Source organism: Pseudomonas gorinensis, assembly GCF_042015035.1.
Classification (GTDB): Bacteria; Pseudomonadota; Gammaproteobacteria; order Pseudomonadales; family Pseudomonadaceae; genus Aquipseudomonas; species Aquipseudomonas gorinensis.
This window is the reverse complement of the sequence record NZ_CP167125.1, coordinates 5,869,360-5,889,421: the sequence shown is the minus strand read 5'-3', so window position 1 is coordinate 5,889,421 and position 20,062 is coordinate 5,869,360. Positions and strand designations below refer to the sequence as shown.

Here is a 20,062-nt window from a genome sequence, read left to right as displayed (position 1 = left end):
TTATCGGGCAGGGGTATGTTCAGCGACGTTTCAACTGATCACTGAGTTGGGTAGGCAAACCTTTGATGGTGAGCGTGCTTGAAGCCTCGTCGTACTCGATCTTGTCGCCCAGGAGGTGCGCTTCGAAGCTGATGGATAAGCCTTCGGCGCGGCCGGTGAAACGGCGGAACTGGTTGAGGGTGCGCTTATCCGCCGGGATTTCCGGCGACAGGCCGTAATCCTTGTTGCGGATATGGTCGTAAAACGCTTTTGGCCGATCTTCATCAATCAAGCTCGACAGTTCTTCCAAGCCAATGGGCTCGCCAAGCTTGGCCTGGCTGCTGGCATAGTCCACCAGGGTCTTGGTTTTCTCGCGTGCGGATTCGTCCGGCAGGTCTTCGCTTTCAACGAAGTCGCTGAAAGCCTTGAGCAGGGTGCGGGTCTCGCCCGGGCCGTCGACGCCTTCCTGGCAGCCGATGAACTCGCGAAAGTACTCCGAAAACTTCTTGCCGCTCTTGCCCTTGATAAATGAGATGTATTGCTTGGATTGCTTGTTGTTCTGCCACTGGGACACGTTGATCCGCGCTGCCAGGTGCAGTTGGCCAAGGTCTAGGTGACGCGATGGGGATACGTCCAAATCGTCCGTCACCATGACGCCTTCTCTGTGTTGCAGCATGGCGATCGCCACATAATCGGTCATGCCTTGTTGATAGTGCGCGAATAGAACGTGGCCACCCGTGGACAGATTTGACTCTTCCATCAATCGTTGCAGGTGCTCGACTGCCTCCAGGCTAAACTGCGTGAAGCCCTGGTTACCGTCGAAGTACATCTTTAGCCAGCCACTGAAAGGGTATGCGCCGGACTCTGCATGGAAGAAGCCCCACGCTTTACCTTGTTTTGCGTTGTAGGCTTCGTTGAAGTCGGACAGCATATTTTCTAGGGCTTGCGACTTCGCCAATTCGTGTTGGCTGGCATCCAGGACCGCAGGTGTGCCGTCGGGCTTCTTGTCGATCCAGTGAACGATGCAATGACGAATAGGCATTAGATGGCTTCCTGAGTACGTTGAGGTTGAGTCCGATCAGCGCGACGAAGTCGGGCCTTAGCGTTGAGGCCTGAGCGGTGATCGCTTGAGGTCGACGAGGTGTAAATGGACCCAAGCCCAGCTTTGGTGAATTTGATGTGGCCACCGTGAGTTCGAGAGACGGTCCAGCCGTTAGCCTCAGCAAACTCCACCAAATAGCGAAGGTTCTCGTGCTGTCCACGTAAACGGCTGACGGTCATTGGTCAACATCCTTGTCTGCCAGAACGTTGCCGGCCTGAATCGCAATGATTTCAGCCTGATCACCAGGAAACTTGGTACCCAACTCATGTAGAAATTGACGTGTTGCTTCACGTGCGCCTGGCACGCGGAATACAACGCTGCAGTGTTGAACTGGCTCTGGATGTTGCAGGTGGGACATCACAGCCACTTTCAACGAGCAGCTTTGGAGATGACGGGGAACCCAAACCGACCAGAAGTAGCTTGAGAGCAACGCACCTGCGCAGAGCAGTTCGACGGTAAGCGTTGAGCTTGCTGTTTCGGATACCTCGATGTAGCCGAGTTCCTGAAACTCCAGAAGATCGCCTCGCATACTCAACGGGACTACTGTGCTGTGGTCACGAGCAAGGCGACCAATCGATTGAGCAAGAGCGTCCAGTTCAACGGGGTTGATCCCCGTTTTATGAGCGTGAACCACGGCCGAGGCTTCGAACCCGGCACCGGCATGAATGCTTGGGAAAAGGGAGACGTTACTGTGCATCTGACACCTCCAGAAGCTCCTCGATGTCATAGCTATTGCAGGTTGGGCAAATCAGCACGTCCACTTCACCGTCAGGGGAGGCCGGTACAACTCCACTCACCTGATGTATCGGATGGTGACCGTCACAATGACGGCACCAATGAGAGATAGCGGGAGTATTTTTCATGGCTGAACCCCTTGCCAGCCACTGCTGGCACTGAGATTTGCAAAGCGGGTTTGGTGTGGAATAAAGGCGGTGCGCACCGTTCCGGTCGGGCCGTTACGAGCCTTGCCGATGATGATTTCTGCAATGCCTTTGTGTTCGGTCTCCGGGTGATATTTCTCGTCGCGGTACACGAACATGATCAGGTCCGCGTCCTGTTCGATGGCGCCGCTATCACGCAAATCGGCGTTGATAGGGCGCTTGTTCGGGCGGCGTTCCAGTTCACGATTGAGCTGAGAAAGAGCGACTACAGGGCAGTTCATCTCCTTGGCCAGCGCTTTAAGTGCTTGGGAGATAGCGCTGATTTCATTCGCCCGGTTTTCTTGACCTGGGCAGCGCATGAGCTGCAGATAATCGATAAGGATCAGGCTCGGGTGGCCGAACCGGCGAGCCGCACGGCGGGATTTGGCCCTGATCGCACCAGGTGTAAGACCTGATGAGTCGTCTATGACCAAGCGCTCACCGTAGCTATTGATGCGCGAAACTGCGGCGGTCAGTTTTGGCCAGTCTTCGTTATCGAGCTTGCCCTTCAATAGCTTGCCAAGGTCGAGATGGCCAAGGATGGCCATCAATCGATAGAGCAGCGCTTTAGCGGGCATCTCCATGCTGAAAACCTGGACCGTACGATCAGGCTTTGCCTGCAGCGCTGTATCCACAAAGTTCAAGGCCAGAGATGTTTTACCCATCGACGGACGTGCGCCGAGGATGATCAAGTCGGCTTCCTGGAAACCAGACGTCATCTCGTCCAGATCGTCCAGACCTGAAGGCACGCCGGTCACCACTACATCACCATTGAAGTGCTCATCGATTTGCTCGACGACCGCCGTCAGGCACTTGTTGATGTTGACGAACTCCGACGCGCTTTTACCTTCCCCCAAGGCGAAGAGTTGCTGCTCGATGGACTCCTGAACTTCCGTGGCGTCGGCCTGCGGATCTGTAGCTTCGCGAGAGCACTGGTAGCCCAGGGTCATGAGCTGCCTGAGCTGAGAGCGGTTACGTACGATGAATGCGTAGTGCTCTATGTTGGCCACTGACGGTGTGTTTTTGGCTAATTCGCCGAGGTAAGCGAGGCCACCCGCTTCGTCGGGATTCTCCAATGCGTCATGTACGGTCACGATATCGAATGGAATGGCTTTGTCGGCCAGGCTGGCAATAGTCCCGAACAGCAACCGATGGTCGTGCCGAAAAAAATCCGAGTATTCCAGCTTGTCTGCGACGAGATCCCAGGCGTTATTGTCGAGCAGCAGCCCGCCTAATACGCCTTGTTCTGCCTCGACGGAGTGGGGGGGGGAGAGGTCGAGGTGGTTCATTTCAAGGGCTCCTGACCAATCTGCATAAAGCCGCTTCCACTAACCGCGTCCAGAGCCTTCACCATCGCCACTTCGACCTTGGCCGAATTGATCATCACCTGCGCAACTTCGGCCACGGCTTTGGCGCGATCTAGCTCCATTGGCTTGTCTGGATCCAGCAGGCCTTCAATAGTGGCGAACAGGTGGTTACGGAGATCCTCAATCTTGTTTTTCATGTTCAGCCTCACGAATGGTGCGCTTGAGTTTGCCGATGGCGCGAATGGCGGACTTCAGCTCTTCCGGATAGCGATGGATGGTGTTGCGGCGCATACGCTCCGCTCGTGTGAGCAGCTCTAGATTGTCGAGAGCGATATGGGCCTTATTACCGTCCTTGAAGCACACGCATTGGTTGATGGGCACGGGACCGTAGTGCTCTTCCCACAGCAGGATGTGCACACCTTGCCAATCAACTGGTGGGTAGCCGGTGTCAGTGATTTTTCGCTGTTGATACCCGTCTGGTGTTGTGCGCAGGCTGCCAATCGGGAGCCAGTTCTCGGGCCGGTTTCCTGCCTTGAACTGTGTTGTTGCCATGCGGCCGACTGAGGGGAGTCCCTTGACGCCTTTGTTCCAAGGGGTCATGCCCTTGGCAAAGCGGTGGTCCGTGCCTGAGCTACCATCAAATCGGCCACAGAGATTGCTGCTTAGGAATTCAGCGCTCTTGGATATGCCAAGGCGTTTGGCCTTGGCATAGACCTGATAGACGCTGAGTCCGATTTCATCGGCCAGAGCCTGGGTCGTTTCGTTGGGATAGCGGGCAATGAGCATGCGCTCCTCAGCCTCACTCCAAATATGATGCTTTTGAACCGGCACAAAACCCAATCGGGAGCGCGCATGCTCCAAGGTAGCCTTAGCCAGAGGGGACAGACATTGACGTGTCATTGCCCACCTCCGGAAATGAGAGCGGTGTAGCCTGTTTTCACTACACCGTGGTGGAGCCGAACGTTTTGCCCTTGATTCCAACCTGCGGTTAGCGACCCGGTATCGTGGCCTTTGGCTTCACGGGACTGGATCTCGAAGGTTTTCAGCATTGGATGGTGGTGTTCCAAGTAGGCGCTGATAGCTTCGCTTGCTTCACTGTCCATAGAGCCGGCGAATTGAGCCACTTTGTAACTCACGGCGTTTATCCAACCTTCGGCAAACAGAGCGCCGCGACGACGCTTGGTTTTCAGTTGGCATCGCTTTTGTTGGGCTACATGCTCACGGCGTGCTGCCACCAATTGGTGAAGCAGTGCGGAATACGCGTGTGCAGTGAGCTCTGGCGAAATACCTTTGCCCAGGAACTTGAAGGACCAGCCCTGTAAAGGGTTGTAGTAGGCAATGTGTTGGCAATCGAACGCTCGCGCACACGTCTGAGCGAGCAGGTGAAGCCAATCTTGTGGAGCCCGGCGGGTATGTGTGGCAACGCTCGCTTCATCAACCGTATGAGCCGCAACCTCGATGGCTTCGAGGTTGTACTGCTTCATCAGGTTTCGGGCTTGACGAAGCGCTGTTTCTACTTCATTCGGCGATGCACCGTTGGAGTTGGCCAGTGCAAAGCATTTAGCAACTTTTTCAAGAACTCTTTGCTTATCCATCACTCACCCCCTTCCTGCTGGGCACGAGGAGAGAGCGCCTCTGACCAAAGTCGCAGTGTTTCCTCTTCATCCGCTGAGAGATAAACCTGGGCGCGACAGTCCAAAACCTTCTGTTTCAGAACGTTGAGACGGTCCTGGACACTGGAGCCATCGTCGTAAGAAATCTCCTGTTCAATAGAGTGCGCAACGTCATTACGCAGAGAGAGGACCGTGCTTATCCAGAACGCACTTGGGCTGGTCCAGCCAATGAGCTTTCGTGTGCGGGCAGGCGACAGGTAATCACGGAGCCTGAGATTGAACTCACCAGGGGAATAACCATTCCTGAAAACGTCTGCGCGATTGAGCGTCAGCGCTGTTTTAAGAATCTCCAGGAGAGGTTCCAGAGCAGCTGGGTCAGGAACAAAAGGTTTCAGATATGTTTCAGCTACCAGTCGCTTAGCCTCTGCATCTCGTGCTTGTTGACGCCGCTTGGCCATGCTTTCGTCGCGGCCGCGCTTCTCCTTTGCGTGCTTTATGTTCGAATTCAATGACTCAATAAGCTTCGCAGCGTCCTGCAAAAGCTGACGCTGTTCAAAGCTCAAATGAGCACCAATGCGGCCGGGTAAATGTGTTCCGCTTGTCAGGGAGTGGATGTCACGAGCGGTACCACTTAGCTTGGCTTGCAAGCTGCGCAATTGTTGAGCGCTGTAGTACTTGCCAATCTCTAGGATGACGTCTGCAGTAATACTGCGAGCATCGGTGATCGAGGGCTTCGCCATCTCAACGATCCTCCTTCACCAATTTGGCTACCCTATCTTCGGTCATGGCCTCGAAGCGCTCGCGCCATTCTGGAAAGAGCTCAATGGCCAATTGCCGGATGACGACTAGGGCTGCTGGGGATTTGCGGTTGGAAGGCTGGCGATATTCCAGGCGGTGTGCTGGAACGCCTTGGGACGCAGCGCTACGAAACACCACTGCAGTGGGAATAATGCTGTCCAAAACGCTGATTTCTTCATTGTCTTGGAATATTTCGCGGACTGACTGCTCGATCACCTGCGCGTCGGTGGTTTGATCAAGGTTGTTAATTGCGATCCGCACGGGAGGAATTTTCATACCCAGGCGCCCATATGCACGGAGGCCATCCAACATCTGCATGGTTCCACGGCTGAATTCGCGTGCGGCGAGCATGTTGGGTGGAAGAGGGGATATGACCAAGTCAGACGCGAGAACTACCATTTCCAACATGGCCGATCTGGCACCTTGGGTGTCAATCAGTACCAGGTCAAAATGGCCTTCGAATGCCGGCATCAGATTGGCCAGTCGCAATCTGCCGTCCGGTGCCTGCAGGAGCAAGCTGTTCAATTGGTTATTTACGTCGTTCGAGATCACCAGGGACAGATTAGGAATCGTCGTGCTGGAGATGATCTTGAGGGAGTCGGTGATATTGAACGCGAGCAGGTCATAGATGCCGCCCTGAGCTTCCTCGACCAATTGGTAATACGAGGAAAGCGAAGGCTGGGCGGGATCCAGATCGATTAGGAGGGTGCGAAGGCCCGCGTCCGCGCAGAATGCGCCGAGGTTGGCCTCAATGGTGGTTTTACCAACGCCGCCTTTGGTCGAAACGACCGCAGTGATTTTCATGGTTTAGAGCCTCTAATGTGAATTCATTAGAGGCTGCATCGAAAATCGGGTAGATTCTGACCCATAACCAATTGGTTTCGAGACCTGAAAACCAGTTGGCTTTTAACCAATTGGTCGTAGGTTCGAATCCCACACGACCCACCATTTTTGGCGGTTTAGAAAATCCGGAAGGCCCACGCAAGTGAGGATTTCCGGGTTTTTTTTTGTCTTGTGAAAAAGTCGATGTGTCATGCGCCGTCCGTGAGATGTCGAGTCATACGCCCCCGTCGAGGAGGCGATTCTCGCCCTCCTGCGGTCGGCTTATGCGGCCCTTGACGAGTTTTTGTAACAGCAAGGCCAGTGTCTCGGTCGCGTACCGCTTCTGACGTTTGTCGCCTGGCCTGAATCAACCCTGTCGGCGTTGAGCGAGATAAAAAAACGGGAAACACCAGCGATGGTGTTTCCCGTTTTTTTACCCGCTTATCACGGCCTCGAGCGCCAGATTAGGCTTTTGAAACCATTCGATATTCTGTAGCCTTGCCCAGCTTCACTTTAACCCGTGCTTGATGAACACCCTCACTTCGTCCGGCGGCGCCCGAAGGGCTCCAGAGCCGGTGGTACACTCGACTTTCGCGCAACTGCGCCTGCAGGTCTTGCGAACATGACGCAAATTTCCGAACGCCTACTGGTTCAAGCCCACCTCGACGCCAAGCAGCCCAAGGTCCTCAGTGCCGATGAAGAGGCTGGCCTGCGTACCGCCATCGCCGCCGAGCTGAAAGCTCAGGACGCGGTGCTGGTCGCTCACTTCTATTGCGACCCGGTGATTCAGGCCCTGGCCGAAGAAACCGGCGGCTGTGTCTCCGATTCCCTGGAAATGGCACGCTTCGGCGCCGCCCACCCGGCCAAGACCGTGCTGGTCGCCGGTGTGCGTTTCATGGGCGAGACCGCCAAAATCCTTACCCCTGAAAAACGCATCCTGATGCCGACCCTGGAAGCCACGTGCTCCCTCGACCTGGGTTGCCCAGTGGATGAGTTTTCGGCGTTCTGCGATCAGCACCCCGAGCGCACTGTGGTGGTGTATGCCAACACCTCGGCGGCGGTCAAGGCGCGGGCGGATTGGGTGGTGACCTCCAGTTGTGCGCTGGAAATCGTCGAAAGCCTGATGGATAACGGCGAAACCATCATCTGGGGCCCGGACAAGCACCTGGGTACCTACATCCAGCGCCAGACCGGAGCCGACATGTTGTTGTGGGACGGTGCCTGCATTGTCCATGAAGAGTTCAAGTCCAAGCAGTTGGAAGATATGAAGGCGCTGTACCCGGACGCCGCGATCCTGGTGCACCCGGAGTCGCCGACGTCGGTGATCGAGTTGGCGGATGCGGTGGGTTCCACCAGCCAGTTGATTGCCGCGGCGCAGCGTCTGCCCAACAAGACCTTCATCGTCGCCACCGACCGCGGCATCTTCTACAAGATGCAGCAGTTGTGCCCGGACAAGGTCTTCGTCGAAGCGCCTACCGCCGGTAACGGCGCGGCATGCCGCAGCTGTGCACACTGCCCGTGGATGGCGATGAATACGCTGGAGCGCACCTTGCAGTGCCTGCGTGAGGGCAGTAACGAGATCTTCGTCGAGCCTTCGGTGATCCCGCAGGCGGTGCGGCCGCTCAAGCGCATGCTGGATTTCACTCAGGCTGCGCGCCTGAAGCTGGCCGGTAACGCCTGAAACGAAGCGAGCTCGGTTAAAAATGTGGGAGGGGGCTTGCCCCCGATGACGGTGTGTCAGTCAATAGAAATATTGAATGTAGAGCCGCTATCGGGGGCAAACCCCTCCCACATTTTGATTTCAGCAGGCAGGGAGTTATTTCTTTTGCTTCGGAATTCTCACCAACTGCGTATCCGAGTAGATGTCATGCCAGCTGCGTTTCTGCTTGTCGAACAACGACCAGATAAACCCCAGCCCCACGCACAACCACGACGCAATCGACACCACAAAGCGTAACAGCGCCTGCCACAGGCTGATCCGCGAGCCGTCGGCGTTCTGTACGCGCACGCCCCACACCTGCATGCCCAGGGTCTGCCCGGAATGGGTCCAGAATTTGGCGAAGAAGCCAAACAGCACAAAGAACAGAATGGTCGACAGCAGCGGGTCGCCGTCCAGCGCGCCGGACTCGGTGAGAGTGCGCATTTTCGCTTCGCCCACGAATGCGATCCACACCAGTTTGTAAAGGAAGGCGGTGACGATCAGCAGTGCGGTGCACAACAGGAAGTCATAGAACATCGCTGCCAGGCGACGGCCCAGGCCAACGGCGGGGAACTCGCCTTGGGGGCTCAGCAGGGGTTTTGACATGGCAGGGCTCTCTGGAGAAAAAATGCATTTTACGGGGCAATGCCCCTGCGGCGCCCATAAAAAAGCCCCTGATGGTGACATCAGGGGCTTTTTGTCGCAGGGAAGTATCAGCCTTCGGCGATCACTTCATCAGCTTGCATGCCTTTTTGCCCTTGCACAGCAACGAAAGTCACTTTCTGGCCTTCTTTCAGGCTCTTGAAGCCGTTGCCCTGAATAGCGCGGAAGTGTACGAACAGATCCGGACCGCTTTCTGGAGTGATAAAACCAAACCCTTTTTCGTCGTTAAACCACTTGACGGTACCGCTCTTACGTTCAGACATTTTCTTATTTCCTTGACGCTAAAAATTGATGACAGCCCCTTCGCATGAAAGAGTACTGGGCTGGGTTGCAGGAAAGTAAGAGACGTCGAACGGGTTGTAGCAAGCTTTGGCTACTGCCCAGGTCAGGTTCCAAGCGACCCATGCAAACACAGTGGACAAACTCTACGACAACTAATGCAGAAAAAACAAGCCCTGCCAAAAGCCCAGGTTTTGCTTGGCCTCATGACACTTCGTTGAATAATGTGGAAGCGACTTATTCGATAGAATGGGTCACTTGTTATAGGTTAATTCCTTTAACAAAGACTATCGTTGCTGCACTGTTTTATGGCGGTTGCGTTACAGATTAGTGCACATTAACGCAACCGCGTTACTTATAGGAACAGTCAATCAGCCACGATAGTAACGCTGCGGCACAAATGGCATTTTACTTACACGAAGAGGTACCTTTTTCCCACGCACCAGCGCAGAGACTTGGGTATCCAGCGCGATGAATGCACTGTCCAGGTAACCCATGGCCAGTGGGCCGCCCAGGCTCGGGCCAAAGCCACCGCTGCATACGCTGCCGATCACGGTGCCGTGTTCATCGACGATCTCTGCGCCTTCACGTACGGGTGTGCGCTCCTGGGGCAGCAGACCTACGCGCTTGCGGCTGACGCCGGCCTGCTGCTGGGTGAAGATGCGATCGGCGCCCGGGAAGCCGCCGGCACGTGCACCGTCAGCCCGACGGGCCTTGGAGATCGCCCACAGCAGGCTGGCCTCGATCGGCGTGGTGTCGGTGTTCATGTCATGACCGTACAGGCACAGGCCGGCTTCCAGGCGCAGCGAGTCACGCGCACCCAGGCCGATCGCCTGTACTTCGGTTTCGGCGAGCAGGCTGCGTGCGAGGCTTTCGGCGTTGGCGGCCGGCACCGAGATTTCAAAGCCGTCTTCGCCGGTGTAGCCCGAGCGGCTCACGCAGCAGTCCACGCCCAGCAGGCGCAGGGAGGCGAACTGCATGAAGGTCATCTGCGTGACTTCAGGTGCCAGGCGAGCCAGTACCTTCACCGCAGCCGGGCCTTGCAGGGCCAGCAGGGCGCGTTCTTCGAACAGCGGCTCAATGCTGCATTGGTCGCCGATCCGCGCACGCAGGTGCGCCAGGTCCTGGTCCTTGCAGGCGGCGTTGACCACCAGGAACAGCTCGTCGTTACCCAGGTTGGCGACCATCAGGTCATCGAGGATGCCGCCCTGGTCATTGGTGAACATGGCATAGCGTTGCATGCCCACCGGCAGGTCAATGATGTCGACCGGTACCAGGGTTTCCAGGGCCTTGGCGGCATTGGCGCCGGTGAGGCGGATCTGGCCCATGTGGGACACGTCGAACAACCCGGCCTGTTCACGGGTGTGCAGGTGTTCCTTCATCACGCCCAGTGGGTATTGCACCGGCATGTCATAGCCGGCGAAAGGCACCATGCGCGCGCCCAGCTCGATATGCAGGGCGTGCAATGGGGTTTTCAACAGGGTTTCGGTGGACATATTCAGCTCCTGAAAAACGTACTGGCGCGCAGTTGGGCGTCAGCACTCGATAATGTTGACCGCCAAACCGCCACGGGCGGTTTCCTTGTATTTGCTTTTCATGTCGGCGCCGGTCTGGCGCATGGTGCGGATGACCTTGTCGAGGGACACAAAGTGCTGCCCATCGCCGCGCAGGGCCATGCGCACGGCATTGATCGCCTTGACCGAACCCATGGCATTGCGCTCGATACACGGTACCTGTACCAGGCCGCCAATCGGGTCGCAGGTCAGGCCGAGGTTGTGTTCCATGCCGATCTCGGCGGCGTTTTCCACTTGGGAAACGCTGCCGCCCAACACTTCGCACAGTGCGCCGGCCGCCATGGAGCACGCCACGCCGACTTCGCCCTGGCAGCCAACTTCGGCCCCGGAGATCGACGCGTTTTCCTTGTACAAAATGCCGATGGCGGCGGCGGTGAGCAGGAAGCGCACCACGCCGTCTTCATTCGCGCCCGGGATAAAGCGCATGTAGTAATGCAGCACTGCCGGCACGATCCCGGCGGCACCATTGGTGGGCGCTGTGACCACGCGGCCGCCGTTGGCGTTTTCTTCGTTGACCGCCAGGGCGTACAGGTTGACCCAGTCGAGTACCGACAGCGGGTCGCGCAGGGCCGATTCGGGGTTCTTGCACAGTTGGCGATGCAGGGCAGCGGCGCGGCGCTTGACCTTCAAGCCGCCCGGCAAGATGCCTTCGTTGCGACAACCGGCGCTCACACAGTCCTGCATCACTTGCCAGATCTTCAGCAAGCCGGCGCGGGTTTCTGCTTCAGGGCGCCAGGCACTTTCGTTGGTCAGCATCACCTGGCTGATGGACAGCCCGTAGGTGGCGCAATGGCCAAGCAAGTCCTTGGCGTGCTTGAAGGGGAAGGTCAGGGGGGTGGTGTCTTCGACGATCCGGTCGGCGCCGGCGGCGTCTTCATCCACCACGAACCCGCCGCCGACCGAGTAGTACTCGCGGCTGCGAATCTGGATACCCGCGGCGTCAAAGGCCCGAAAGATCATGCCGTTGGGGTGGTAGGCCAGGGGTTTGCGAATCATTGCCAGGTGTTCTTTCTCGTTGAACGCAATGCTGTGTTCGCCGAGCAGGTTCAAGCGACCGTCGCTGCGCATCTGCGCCAGGCGTGCGGCCACGGTTTCGGTGTTCACGGTGTCCGGGTGTTCGCCTTCCAGGCCCAGCAGCACGGCCTTGTCGCTGCCGTGGCCTTTACCGGTGGCGCCGAGGGAGCCATAGAGTTCCACCTTGATGCCGGCGGTGGCGCTCAGCAGGTTGTCCCGCTTGAGGCCCTCGACGAATCGAGCGGCCGCGCGCATAGGGCCGACGGTGTGGGAGCTGGAGGGGCCGATGCCAATCTTGAACAGGTCGAACACGCTTAACGACATGAGTTGTTCTCCGGTTTCTTATTGTTCTTGAGGTCATACGCGGTCAAGTGTGGGAGGGGGCTTGCCCCCGATAGCGGTGGGTCAGTAGAAAGTTCTGGTGACTGACACTCTGCCATCGGGGGCAAGCCCCCTCCCACATTTGATTACGCGTAGCTCTCGATCGAAGGGCACGCGCATACGAGGTTGCGATCGCCAAACACGTTGTCGACCCGGCCAACCGGTGGCCAGTATTTGCCTTCGATCAACGAAGCTACCGGGTACACCGCCTGTTCACGGCTGTATGGGTGGCTCCATTCGCCCACCAGTTCCGCCGCGGTGTGCGGGGCGTTTTTCAGTGGGTTGTCGTCCTTGTCCAGGGTGCCGTTTTCCACCGCTCGGATTTCTTCGCGGATGGCGATCATCGCGTCGCAGAAGCGGTCCAGTTCTTCCTTGGATTCACTTTCGGTGGGCTCGATCATCAAGGTGCCGGCGACCGGGAACGACATGGTCGGTGCATGGAAACCGAAGTCGATCAGGCGCTTGGCCACGTCATCCACGCTGATGCCGCTGCTGTCTTTCAGCGGGCGCAAGTCCAGGATGCATTCATGCGCTACCAGGCCGTTGCTGCCGGTGTACAGCACGGGGTAGTGCTCTTCCAGGCGACGGGAGATGTAGTTGGCATTCAGGATCGCCAGTTGCGACGCACGCTTGAGGCCCGCACCGCCCATCATGCTGATGTACATCCAGGTAATCGGCAGGATGCTTGCGCTGCCAAAAGGCGCTGCGCACACCGCGCCTTCCTTGCGCTGCATGGCCGCGTGGCCCGGCAGGAATGGCGTGAGGTGCGATTTGACGCCAATCGGGCCGACGCCCGGGCCGCCACCGCCGTGGGGGATGCAGAAGGTCTTGTGCAGGTTCAGGTGGGACACGTCGCCACCAAACTTGCCCGGTGCGCACAGGCCGACCATGGCGTTCATGTTCGCGCCGTCGATGTACACCTGGCCGCCGTTGTCGTGGATGATCCCGCAGATTTCGCGGATGCCTTCCTCGAACACACCGTGGGTGGACGGGTAGGTGATCATCAGCGCGGCGAGGTGTTCGCGGTGCTCGATGGCCTTGGCACGCAGGTCTTCGATATCCACATTGCCCCGGGCATCGCAGGCGGTGACGACCACGCGCATACCGGCCATGTTGGCGGTGGCCGGGTTGGTGCCGTGTGCCGACGATGGGATCAGGCAGATGTCGCGACGGGCTTCGCCACGGCTCTGGTGATAGGCGCGAATGGCCAACAGACCGGCGTACTCACCCTGGGAACCGGCGTTCGGTTGCAGGGAGATCGCGTCGTACCCGGTGGCCGCGCAGAGCATGGCTTCCAGGTCAGAGGTCAATTGCAGGTAGCCGGCGCTTTGCTCGGCTGGGGCGAAGGGGTGCAGGGCACCGAATTCAGCCCAGGTCACCGGGATCATTTCGCTGGCGGCGTTGAGCTTCATGGTGCATGAACCCAGCGGGATCATGGTGCGGTCCAGTGCCAGGTCCTTGTCGGCCAGCTTGCGCAGGTAGCGCATCAGCTCGGTTTCCGAGTGATAACGGTTGAATACCGGGTGGCTGAGGATCGGCGACTGGCGCAGCAGCGCGGCGGGCAGGGTGCTGTCGACGCTGGCCGCCAGGGCGGCGAAGTCCGGCAGGGCTTTACCGTCGGCCAATACGCTCCACAGGGTCTCGATATCGGCCTGGGTGGTGGTTTCATCCAGCGACAGGCCCAGTCGCGCAGCGTCCACGACCCGCAGGTTGATGCGTTGGGCGCGGGCTTTGTCGTGCAGCGCGGCGGTGTGAGTGCCGGTGGCCAGTGTCAGCGTGTCGAAGAAGGTGGCTTGTTCAACCTGAAGGCCCAAGGTGGTCAAGCCCTTGGCCAGGATCGCGGTCAGGTGGTGAATGCGCTGGGCGATCTGGGTCAGGCCTTTAGGGCCGTGGTACACGGCGTACATGCTGGCGATGTTGGCCAGCAGCACTTGGGCGGTGCAGATGTTGCTGGTGGCTTTCTCGCGGCGGATATGTTGCTCGCGGGTCTGCATGGCCAGGCGCAGGGCCGGCTTGCCGAAGCGGTCGACCGATACACCGACCAGACGCCCCGGCATATCGCGCTTGAACGCATCCCTGGTGGAGAAGTACGCCGCGTGCGGGCCACCGAAGCCCAGCGGCACGCCGAAGCGTTGCGCGCTGCCAATGGCCACGTCGGCGCCGAACTCACCCGGTGGGGTCAGCAGGGTCAGGGCCAGCAGGTCGGCGGCTACCGCCACCAGCGCATGGGCGGCATGGAAGCGTTCAGCCAGTTCACGGTAGTCGAACACGTCACCGTTGCTGGCCGGGTATTGCAGCAGTGCCCCGAAGAACGGGCTGACGTCGGTCAGTTCGCGCTCATCGCCCACCACCACATCGATGCCCAATGGCTCGGCACGGGTGCGCAGCACATCGAGGGTTTGCGGGTGGCTGTGGATCGAGGCAAAGAAGGCATTGCTGCCTTTGTTCTTGCTCAGGCGCTTGCAGAAGGTCATGGCTTCGGCGGCCGCGGTGGCTTCGTCGAGCAAGGAGGCGTTGGCGATCGGCAGGCCGGTGAGGTCGCTGATCAGGGTCTGGAAGTTCAGCAGCGCTTCCAGGCGGCCTTGGGAGATTTCTGGCTGGTACGGGGTGTAGGCGGTGTACCAGGCCGGGTTTTCCAGGAGGTTGCGCAGGATCGGCGACGGCGTATGGCAGTTGTAGTAGCCCTGGCCGATATAGGTCTTGAACAGTTGGTTCTTGCCTGCGATCGCCTTGATCCTGGCCAGTGCCTCGGCTTCGCTCAGGCCGTCTTCCAGGCCAAGCACGCTGGTGCCCTTGATGCTTTCCGGGATCACGCTGGCGCTCAAGGCTTCCAGGGAGTCAAAACCCAGGCTGGCGAGCATCTGCTGCTCATCGTCCTGGCGCGGGCCGATATGGCGGGCGATGAATTCGTTGGCGGTGCTCAGGTTGATACTCATGGCGCGCTCCTCAGGCTTCGGCGTTGGCTTTGATCAGACGGTCGTACGCGTCCTGATCCAACAGTTTAGCGATAGCCTCGGCATCGGCCGGTTTAAAGCGGAAGAACCAGCCTTCGCCCATCGGGTCTTCGTTGACCAGTTCCGGGCTGCCGTCGAGCTTGTCGTTCACTTCCAGCACTTCACCGTCCAATGGCATGTACACGCCGCTGGCGGCCTTGACCGACTCAACGGTGGACGCTTCGGCGCCCTTGGCGTAGGCCTGCAACTCTGGCAGTTGCACGAAAACCACATCACCCAGCGCGTCCTGCGCGAAAGCGGTGATACCCACGGTGACGCTGCCGTCAGCTTCGGCGCGCAGCCATTCGTGATCTTCAGTGAAACGCAACTCGCTCATGGAAACTCCTCGGGGCCAGATTCGTCTGGTGGACGGGATTGGAATAATGGGGAGTTGCTTAGCAATATTGCGGCCAATGTTATTAATTCGTTACAAATCAATAGGTTAATAAAATGGGTTATGACGTTATGCGTTTTGCCTGTAGCGATTTCGCTACAGTCCGGCGGTCTAAAAAAAGCCTATGTGGATCAAAGCCTTGCATGGCGCGTAAAAAACAGGGTTGTAGCGATATCGTTCCACTGTAGCGCTTTCAGTACAGTGGATGTCGTTCTCAGACCCTTTTTTGAAACGCGACCCTGTAGGCGCGAGCTTGCTCGCGAAGATCGTCAACGATGACGCAAGCAGCCTGGATGAACGCAGCACCCTTGGGGTTTTCGCCAGCAAGCTTGCGCCTGCAGTAAGCAGAGCCCATCTCAGGGCTTGTTCGGGATGCCGTACTTGCGCAGGCGATGGGCGATAGCGGTGTGGGAGGTTTGCAGGCGGCTCGCCAGTTGACGGGTCGAGGGGTAGCTGGTGTAGAGCTTCTCCAGCAGGTTGCGCTCGAAATCGTCCATAGCTTGTTCCAGGCTGTCGACCTCGCCATCGCTTTGGCGGGCGACCGAGGTGCCGGCGATATCCAGGTCACCAATGTCCACCAGGCTGCTTTCGCAGATGGCAGCTGCGCGGAAGATCACGTTCTGCAACTGCCGCACATTGCCCGGCCAGCGGTTGCCGAGCAGCGCCGGATACGTGCCGGGCGCCAGGCGGCACACCGGTCGCTGGATCTGGGCACAGGCCTGCTGCATGAAGTAGCGCGCCAGCAGCAGGATGTCCTGGCCGCGCTCGCGCAGGGGCGGCACTTCGACGTTGAGCACGTTGAGCCGATAGAACAGGTCTTCGCGAAAAGTCCCCTCGCTGACCATCTTTTCCAGGTCGCGGTGGGTTGCGCTGAGGATGCGCACATTGACCTTCACTTCGCGATCACCGCCGACCCGGCGAAAGCTGCCGTCGTTGAGAAAGCGCAGCAACTTGGCCTGCAGGTACGGCGACATCTCACCGATCTCATCCAGGAACACCGTGCCCTGGTTGGCCAGCTCCATCAGCCCCGGCTTGCCACCGCGCTGGGCGCCGGTAAACGCACCGGGGGCATAACCGAACAGTTCGCTTTCGGCGAGGTTCTCCGGCAGCGCCGCGCAGTTCAGCGCCAGGAACGGTGCGCTGTACCGCGCACTGATGGCATGGCAGGCACGGGCCACCAGTTCCTTGCCGGTACCGGTCTCGCCCTGGATCAACAGCGGTGCATCCAGCGCGGCCACCCGCTGCGCGCGCGCCTTGAGGGTGCGGATCACCGGGGACTCGCCCAACAGTGCATCGAAGCCTTCGGCATGGTCGTGGTGCAGCGCAGACAATTGCTCGCCGATGCGGTTGGGCTGATAGAGCGTGAGCAGGGCGCCGGCATCGGTGATCGGGGTGGCATCCAGCAACAGGGTCTGGCCGTTGACGTTGATTTCGCGCAACGGCAAACGAAAGCCCTGTTCCAGCAAGGTGTCCAGCAACGCGGGGTCATTGAACAGCTCGGCAATGCTTTCCCCGGCCGGCTCGCGGCCGTACAGGGCGATCAACGCCGGGTTGGCCAGCAGGATCGTACCGGCGCTGTCCAGGGCCAGTACCGGGTCGGTCATGGCCGCCAGCAGGGCGTCGAGTTGCAGGTGGCGACGTTGGCCGGGGAGGATGTCGACCACGGTGACCGACTGGACGCCGTGCACGCTGAACAGCGCATCGCGCAACTCTTCGAGGACTTCGGCACTCAGGGTCGGCGCGTCGATGTAGACGTTGGGCGGCACCATTTCCACGGCATCCAGGTTGAGATTGCGCCCACCGAGCAAGGCCAGGACTTCCTGGGTGATGCCGACGCGGTCGATGAAGCTGACGTGGATACGCATGGGGCGCTAACAATTCTGGGGAGCGAGAGGCGGCAAGTATGCCTTGGCGCGGATGGAGATCAAAATATGGGAGGGGCGGTGCGACGATTCAACATGCTCCCGATGGCGGTGTGTCAGTCAGCTGATCCACCGCCATCGGGAGCAAGCCCCCTCCCACATTTTGAGCAGTGTTGTGTCAGTGCAACCGGGTTATTCCAAGTGTTCAGGCTTGATCGGATCGCCGGATTTCACATCCAGTTGATGCCGTACATCCTCGAACATCTGGTCGTACTGTTTGTGCATCGATCCATTCAACACGGCGATCTTCGGCATGCCGTATTTCTGCGCGATGTTCATCGCATGCCGCGCAAAGTCGAAGGCCTGGTCCTTGGGCAGGAAGAACTCTTCCTTGAGGTCCTTGCCCTGCACCGAGCCGTGCAGCTTGAACAGCATGCCCTTGCCTTCCTTTGGGTCCTGGCTGATTTCGTAGTCAATACACAGGTTGTAGCTGTAGTCCTGGGTATTCAGCGCGTGACGTTCAACGTGCAAGTGACCGGGTTCAAAGGTGGCCATAGGCGTATCTCCTCTACTTCACAGATAGGTGATGCCAGGTGTTGCCGTGCTGATGCGTGTGCCGGCACTGCCCTGGACGATGGCTTCGATGTCGGAGAGTGAACCGATCACTGCGGTTTTGCCAGTCTGGCGGGCGAACTCGCAGGCTGCTTGCACCTTGGGCCCCATGGAGCCGGCGGCGAAACCGAGTCTTTCCATTTCATCCGGGTGGGCCTGGCCGATAGCCTTCTGGGTCGGTTTGCCAAAGTCGATATACGCCGCGTTGACGTCGGTGGCGATCACCAGCAAATCGGCTTCCAGTTGCGATGCCAGCAGCGATGAGCACAGGTCTTTGTCGATGACCGCTTCAATACCCTTGAGCTTGCCGTCTTCGCCATACATCGTTGGAATACCGCCGCCGCCGGCGCAGATCACGATGCTGCCCTTTTCCAGCAGCCATTGGATCGGGCGAATTTCAAAGATGCGTTTCGGCCGCGGGCTGGCCACGACGCGGCGGTATTTATCGCCATCCGGGGCGATCGCCCAGCCTTTTTCAGCGGCCAGTTGCTCGGCTTCGGCCTTGGAGTACACCGGGCCTATGGGCTTGCTGGGGTGCTGGAAGGCCGGGTCGTTGGCGTCCACTTCGACCTGGGTGAGCAGGGTGGCGAAGGGTACTTCGAAGTCCAGCAGGTTGCCCAGTTCCTGTTCGATGATGTAGCCGATCATGCCTTCGGTTTCCGCACCGAGCACGTCCAGCGGGTAGGGCGATACGCTGGTGTAGGCCGCAGCCTGCAACGACAGCAGGCCGACCTGCGGGCCATTGCCGTGGGCGATGACCAGCTCGTTGCCGGGGTGGATCTTGGCGATCTGTTCGGTAGCGATTCGGATATTGATGCGTTGGTTGTCCGCTGTCATGGGTTCACCACGGCGGAGCAGGGCGTTACCGCCCAGGGCTACGACGATACGCATAATGCAATCCTTCTAGAGCTCGTAATCCTTTGTAGGAGCGAGCTTGCTCGCGAAGGAGGTCAACGATAACGCGCCCATCCTGAATGAACGCGGTGCCCTTGAATTTTTCGCGAGCAAGCTCGCTCCTACAGTGGGATCGCAGCAGGGTTTAGATATCCGCGAGTGCCGACACCAGGATCGCCTTGATGGTGTGCATGCGGTTTTCCGCCTGCTCAAAGGCAATGTTGGCCGGCGACTCGAACACTTCTTCAGTCACTTCCACACCATTGGCCAGGTTCGGATAACGCGCGGCGATGTCCTTGCCGACCTTGGTCTCGCTGTTATGGAACGCCGGCAGGCAGTGCATGAACTTCACGCGCGGGTTGCCCGAGGCTTTCATCATCTTGGTGTTGACCTGGTACGGCAGCAGTTGCTCGATACGTTCGTCCCACGCTTCCACCGGCTCACCCATGGAGACCCAGATATCGGTGTGGATAAAGTCCACGCCTTTGACCGCTTCTTTTGGGTCTTCGGTGATGGTGATACGCGCGCCGCTTTCTTCGGCAAAGGCCTGGCACTGCTTGATGAAATCTTCATGGGGCCACAGGGCTTTTGGCGCGCCGATGCGCACGTCCATGCCCAGCTTGGCGCCGATCATCAGCAGCGAATTGCCCATGTTGTAGCGTGCGTCACCCAGGTAGGCGTAGCTGATGTCATGCAGCGGCTTGTCGCTGTGTTCGCGCATGGTCAGGGTGTCGGCGATCATCTGGGTCGGGTGGAATTCAGCGGTCAGGCCGTTGAACACCGGCACGCCGGCAAACTTGGCCAGCTCTTCGACGATTTCCTGCTCGAAGCCACGGTATTCAATGGCATCGAACATGCGGCCGAGCACGCGGGCGGTGTCTTTCATGCTTTCTTTGTGGCCGATCTGCGACGACACCGGGTCGATATAGGTGACGTGAGCGCCCTGGTCGTGGGCTGCCACTTCGAACGCGCAGCGGGTGCGGGTCGAGGTTTTTTCAAAGATCAGCGCGATGTTCTTGCCTTGCAGGTGTGGACGCTCGGTGCCGGTGTATTTGGCGCGCTTGAGGTCGCGGGACAGGTCCAGCAGGTAATGCAGTTCGCGGGTGGTGTGGTGCATCAGCGACAGCAGGCTGCGGTTGCGCATATTGAAAGCCAT

The 20,062-nt window shown here is 58.7% G+C and carries 20 protein-coding genes; 1 reads left to right on the top strand and 19 read right to left on the bottom strand.

What is annotated here, in order from left to right; genetic code table 11:
• Nucleotides 1–19 precede the first annotated feature (19 nt).
• The 9 genes from yejK to AB7933_RS26820 all read right to left on the bottom strand — a co-directional run bounded on the left by yejK (nucleotide 20) and on the right by AB7933_RS26820 (nucleotide 6,523).
• Nucleotides 20–1,021, bottom strand: coding sequence for a nucleoid-associated protein YejK (gene yejK / locus AB7933_RS26860; protein WP_305452924.1), 1,002 nt, complete (start codon nucleotides 1,019–1,021; stop codon nucleotides 20–22).
• Complete coding sequence (locus AB7933_RS26855) at nucleotides 1,021–1,260, bottom strand: type II toxin-antitoxin system HicA family toxin (protein WP_020303014.1); 240 nt, start codon at nucleotides 1,258–1,260, stop codon at nucleotides 1,021–1,023. The genes yejK and AB7933_RS26855 overlap by 1 nt, the downstream gene beginning before the upstream one ends.
• Nucleotides 1,257–1,778, bottom strand: coding sequence for a hypothetical protein (locus AB7933_RS26850; protein ID WP_020303015.1), 522 nt, complete (start codon nucleotides 1,776–1,778; stop codon nucleotides 1,257–1,259). Before AB7933_RS26850 ends, AB7933_RS26855 begins: the two co-directional genes overlap by 4 nt.
• A gap of 162 nt (nucleotides 1,779–1,940) precedes the next feature.
• Nucleotides 1,941–3,290 carry a replicative DNA helicase gene (gene dnaB / locus AB7933_RS26845; RefSeq protein ID WP_073451674.1) on the bottom strand — a complete coding sequence of 450 codons (1,350 nt, stop codon included), beginning with the start codon at nucleotides 3,288–3,290 and terminating at the stop codon, nucleotides 1,941–1,943.
• Nucleotides 3,287–3,505 carry a hypothetical protein gene (locus AB7933_RS26840; protein WP_056791344.1) on the bottom strand — a complete coding sequence of 73 codons (219 nt, stop codon included), beginning with the start codon at nucleotides 3,503–3,505 and terminating at the stop codon, nucleotides 3,287–3,289. Before AB7933_RS26840 ends, dnaB begins: the two co-directional genes overlap by 4 nt.
• Nucleotides 3,489–4,208, bottom strand: coding sequence for an HNH endonuclease signature motif containing protein (locus AB7933_RS26835; RefSeq protein ID WP_073451672.1), 720 nt, complete (start codon nucleotides 4,206–4,208; stop codon nucleotides 3,489–3,491). Before AB7933_RS26835 ends, AB7933_RS26840 begins: the two co-directional genes overlap by 17 nt.
• The gene (locus AB7933_RS26830) at nucleotides 4,205–4,903 is read right to left on the bottom strand and encodes a DUF2786 domain-containing protein (protein ID WP_073451670.1); all 699 of its coding nucleotides are present in this window, start codon (nucleotides 4,901–4,903) and stop codon (nucleotides 4,205–4,207) included. The genes AB7933_RS26835 and AB7933_RS26830 overlap by 4 nt, the downstream gene beginning before the upstream one ends.
• Nucleotides 4,903–5,661 (bottom strand): hypothetical protein, encoded by a 759-nt coding sequence (locus AB7933_RS26825; protein WP_305452925.1) that lies wholly within the window; start codon nucleotides 5,659–5,661, stop codon nucleotides 4,903–4,905. The genes AB7933_RS26830 and AB7933_RS26825 overlap by 1 nt, the downstream gene beginning before the upstream one ends.
• Nucleotide 5,662: 1 nt before the next feature.
• A complete protein-coding gene (locus AB7933_RS26820; protein ID WP_305452926.1) occupies nucleotides 5,663–6,523 on the bottom strand; it encodes a ParA family protein in 861 nt (286 codons plus the stop codon).
• Nucleotides 6,524–7,163: 640 nt separating this feature from the next.
• Here AB7933_RS26820 and nadA point away from each other — a divergent pair.
• Nucleotides 7,164–8,222: a quinolinate synthase NadA gene (nadA, locus tag AB7933_RS26815; protein ID WP_024077137.1), complete on the top strand. Its 1,059-nt coding sequence runs from the start codon at nucleotides 7,164–7,166 to the stop codon at nucleotides 8,220–8,222.
• A 135-nt stretch (nucleotides 8,223–8,357) separates the two neighbouring features.
• On the opposite strand, the gene AB7933_RS26810 is transcribed toward nadA, so the two are convergent.
• The 10 genes from AB7933_RS26810 to AB7933_RS26765 form a co-directional block, all read right to left on the bottom strand.
• A complete protein-coding gene (locus tag AB7933_RS26810) occupies nucleotides 8,358–8,846 on the bottom strand; it encodes an RDD family protein (protein WP_024077136.1) in 489 nt (162 codons plus the stop codon).
• A 107-nt stretch (nucleotides 8,847–8,953) separates the two neighbouring features.
• Complete coding sequence (locus AB7933_RS26805; protein ID WP_024077135.1) at nucleotides 8,954–9,166, bottom strand: cold-shock protein; 213 nt, start codon at nucleotides 9,164–9,166, stop codon at nucleotides 8,954–8,956.
• Between the two features lie 387 nt (nucleotides 9,167–9,553).
• The gene (gcvT, locus tag AB7933_RS26800) at nucleotides 9,554–10,678 is read right to left on the bottom strand and encodes a glycine cleavage system aminomethyltransferase GcvT (RefSeq protein WP_024077134.1); all 1,125 of its coding nucleotides are present in this window, start codon (nucleotides 10,676–10,678) and stop codon (nucleotides 9,554–9,556) included.
• A 39-nt stretch (nucleotides 10,679–10,717) separates the two neighbouring features.
• The gene (locus AB7933_RS26795; protein ID WP_024077133.1) at nucleotides 10,718–12,094 is read right to left on the bottom strand and encodes an L-serine ammonia-lyase; all 1,377 of its coding nucleotides are present in this window, start codon (nucleotides 12,092–12,094) and stop codon (nucleotides 10,718–10,720) included.
• A gap of 143 nt (nucleotides 12,095–12,237) precedes the next feature.
• Nucleotides 12,238–15,087, bottom strand: coding sequence for an aminomethyl-transferring glycine dehydrogenase (gcvP, locus tag AB7933_RS26790; protein WP_024077132.1), 2,850 nt, complete (start codon nucleotides 15,085–15,087; stop codon nucleotides 12,238–12,240).
• Between the two features lie 10 nt (nucleotides 15,088–15,097).
• Nucleotides 15,098–15,481 carry a glycine cleavage system protein GcvH gene (gcvH, locus tag AB7933_RS26785; RefSeq protein ID WP_024077131.1) on the bottom strand — a complete coding sequence of 128 codons (384 nt, stop codon included), beginning with the start codon at nucleotides 15,479–15,481 and terminating at the stop codon, nucleotides 15,098–15,100.
• Nucleotides 15,482–15,894: 413 nt separating this feature from the next.
• A complete protein-coding gene (locus tag AB7933_RS26780) occupies nucleotides 15,895–17,403 on the bottom strand; it encodes a sigma-54-dependent transcriptional regulator (RefSeq protein ID WP_024077130.1) in 1,509 nt (502 codons plus the stop codon).
• 189 nt (nucleotides 17,404–17,592) lie between these two features.
• A complete protein-coding gene (locus AB7933_RS26775) occupies nucleotides 17,593–17,955 on the bottom strand; it encodes a DUF5064 family protein (RefSeq protein WP_024077129.1) in 363 nt (120 codons plus the stop codon).
• Between the two features lie 18 nt (nucleotides 17,956–17,973).
• Complete coding sequence (gene arcC / locus AB7933_RS26770; protein ID WP_024077128.1) at nucleotides 17,974–18,903, bottom strand: carbamate kinase; 930 nt, start codon at nucleotides 18,901–18,903, stop codon at nucleotides 17,974–17,976.
• 148 nt (nucleotides 18,904–19,051) lie between these two features.
• Entirely contained in the window at nucleotides 19,052–20,062 is a 1,011-nt protein-coding gene (locus AB7933_RS26765; protein ID WP_024077127.1) for an ornithine carbamoyltransferase, read from the bottom strand.